We start from the raw sequence: 2,703 nt of genomic DNA on the forward strand, positions 1-2,703 counted from the left end.
CCAGCAGGATCGCGCCATCCACCATGTTGAGGATGCGCTCCACCTCGCCGCCGAAGTCGGCGTGGCCGGGGGTGTCGACGATGTTGATGCGGGTGTCCTTCCAGAACACCGACGTCACCTTCGCCAGAATGGTGATGCCGCGTTCGCGCTCCAGATCGTTGGAGTCCATCGCGCGCTCGGCCACGCGCTGATTTTCGCGGAAGGTGCCCGACTGCTGGAGCAGCTTGTCGACGAGCGTGGTCTTGCCGTGGTCGACGTGGGCGATGATGGCGATATTGCGCAGGTTCATGAAGTGCAGCACCAAAAAGCGGGCGTGGTTCGGCCGCGCCCGCTTGTCCCTGTTTCGGCGCGGACTATAGCGGCCCGGCCGCGAAGGGCAAGGCCCGCGGCCCGTTTTCGGCCTGCCGCGATGCAAAAAAGCGCCGCGGAAGCCGCCGGAATGGCCTTTGACAGCCGTTCTGGCCACAGATAATAAGAAACCTCTATTATATTTTCTACAGACTATCGCCGGGGCGCGAATCGTTGCCGCGGGAAAGCAGGCGGGCCGCCACGCCCCGTTCGCAAGCCCCCGCGCGCGCCGAAGCCCCTGCGTGCGCGCAAAACAAAGACCCTGTGCGAGTGCCATGCCCGCGTCCCCGAAGTCCGCGTCCCCGAAGTCCGCATCCCTGAAGTCCGCACCGCCCGTCGCCGCCCCGGCCGATACTCCCCCGGCCGATGGACCGCCGGCCGGTTCCTGCGGCCACGAAGGCGATGTGCTCAGCGTGCCGCTGGGCTTCCTGCTGCTCGATGCCCACCGCCTGATCCGCGCCCGCTTCGATGCCCGCGCAGAGGCCGCCGGGCTGGGCCTGACGGCCGGCGAGGCGCGCGCGCTCCTGCACATCTCCAAGCGCGAGGGCCGGCGGCAGAACGTGCTGGCCGAGCACCTCAACATCGATCCGATGACGCTCGTCACCTATCTCGACCGGCTGGAGGCGGCCGGGCTGGTGCAGCGCTGCCCCGATCCGGCCGACCGGCGCGCCAAGGTGGTGCGCCTCACCCCGGCCTCCGCCCCGGTGCTGACCAAGGTGCAGGCGGTGTGCCGCGCGGTGCGGGCCGATGCCACGGCGGGGCTGGCCGAAGAGGATGTCCGCCGCCTTGCCGCCCTGATCGGCGGCGTCATCGGCGCGCTTTCCGGCCTCGCGCCGCCGGCCTGACCCCGTCCCGTCTCTCCCTTCCCGCCTTCTCCCGTCCGTTTATCGCGGCCCTGCCGCAGCTCCGGTGCCCCCGTGACGACCACCCGCCCAGACACGACCGCCGCCACCGCTCCGGTCATCACCGAACGCCGCCTGACCCTGATCGGCAGCGCGCTGGCGGCCCTCGGGCCCATCAGCCTGTCGCTCTATTCCCCCGCCCTGCCGGCGCTGGCGGCCGCCTTCGGGGCCAGCCATGCCGCGGTCAACCTGACGATGACGGCCTATTTCGGCGGCTTCGCCTTCGCGCAGCTCGCCTGCGGCCCGGTTTCCGATGCCTACGGCCGCCGCCGCGCGGCGCTGGGCTTCATCGCGCTCTATCTCGTGGCATCGTGCGCGGCGGCCATGGCACCCTCGGTCGGCTGGCTCATCGGCGCCCGGCTGGCGCAGGGGCTGGGGGCGGCGGTCGGCCTGTCGGTGTCGCGCGCCATGGTGCGCGATGTCTTCACCGGGCAGCCTGCCGCCCGCATCATGGGCATGATCGGCGTGATGCTGGGCATCGGTCCGGCGGTGTCGCCCACCCTCGGCGGCCTCATCCTGACGGTCGCCCACTGGCACGTCATCTTCTACGTGATGATCCTCTATGGCGCGGCGCTGCTCGCCGTTCTGCTGCTGGCAACCCCCGAGACGCACCGCAACCCGGACCCCGGCCACCTGCACCCCGCCCGCCTGGTGCGCAATTACGCCACGCTGCTCTCCAGCGCCGGTTTCATGCGCGCGGCTCTGGTGATGGCCCTCACCGTGGGCGGCATCTACATGCTCGCCGTCATGCTGCCGTTCGTGCTCATCGACCAGCTCGGCATGTCGCCGGCCACCTTCGGCCTCACCATGCTGAACCAGACCGGGTTCTATATTCTCGGCGGCCTTGTCGCCCAGCGCCTGATGCGGTTCATCCCGGCGCAGCGGCTGGTGCCGATCGGGCTGGCGTTCTGCGTGGCGGCGGGGCTGGGCTTCGCCATCGGCCTGCGGGTGTTCGGCCCCTCGCTGTGGCCGGTCATCCTGCCGCTTCAGGCCTGGGCCTTCGGCATTGCGCTCATCCTGCCGGCAACCACCGCCGGCGCACTGCACGATTTTCCCCACATTGCCGGGGCCGCCGCCGCCCTGCTCGGCTTCCTGCAGATGGCCAGCGGCTTCCTCGGCGGCCTCTCGGCCTCGCTGTTCGCCGACCCGGCCATGGCACTGGCGACCGTGCCCTGCGCTTCGGCGCTGCTGGCACTGGCCATCCACATCCTGCTGCGCCCCCGCCGGCGCCCCGACACCCGCACGGGCCCCGCCTGATTTTCCGCAACCCGCTGGCTGGCCTGAAGAAATGAGCCCTGCCGGCACCGTCATGCACAGGTCATGCACAGCCCCGTCATCTCGCCGCTTGACATCGCCCCCCTGCCGACCCTAAAACCCGCCTGCCTTCGACGAAAGGCACGGGGCTGTAGCTCAGATGGGAGAGCGCTGCAATCGCACTGCAGAGGTCAGGGGT

At 70.2% G+C, this 2,703-nt stretch carries 3 protein-coding genes; 2 read left to right on the top strand and 1 reads right to left on the bottom strand.

Features of this window, described 5'->3' with window-relative positions; all coding sequences use genetic code 11:
* A partial coding sequence (locus V7067_RS17195; protein WP_334177110.1) for a GTP-binding protein occupies positions 1–289 on the bottom strand: 289 nt, incomplete at its 3' end.
* Positions 290–752: 463 nt separating this feature from the next.
* Here V7067_RS17195 and V7067_RS17200 point away from each other — a divergent pair.
* Together V7067_RS17200 and V7067_RS17205 are read left to right on the top strand one after the other, a co-directional pair.
* A complete protein-coding gene (locus V7067_RS17200; protein ID WP_334177111.1) occupies positions 753–1,193 on the top strand; it encodes a MarR family winged helix-turn-helix transcriptional regulator in 441 nt (146 codons plus the stop codon).
* A gap of 72 nt (positions 1,194–1,265) precedes the next feature.
* Positions 1,266–2,507 (top strand): Bcr/CflA family efflux MFS transporter, encoded by a 1,242-nt coding sequence (locus tag V7067_RS17205; RefSeq protein ID WP_334177112.1) that lies wholly within the window; start codon positions 1,266–1,268, stop codon positions 2,505–2,507.
* Positions 2,508–2,703: the final 196 nt, after the last annotated feature.

The sequence above is a fragment of the Pseudoxanthobacter sp. genome (assembly GCF_036822375.1).
Lineage (GTDB): Bacteria > Pseudomonadota > Alphaproteobacteria > Rhizobiales > Segnochrobactraceae > Pseudoxanthobacter.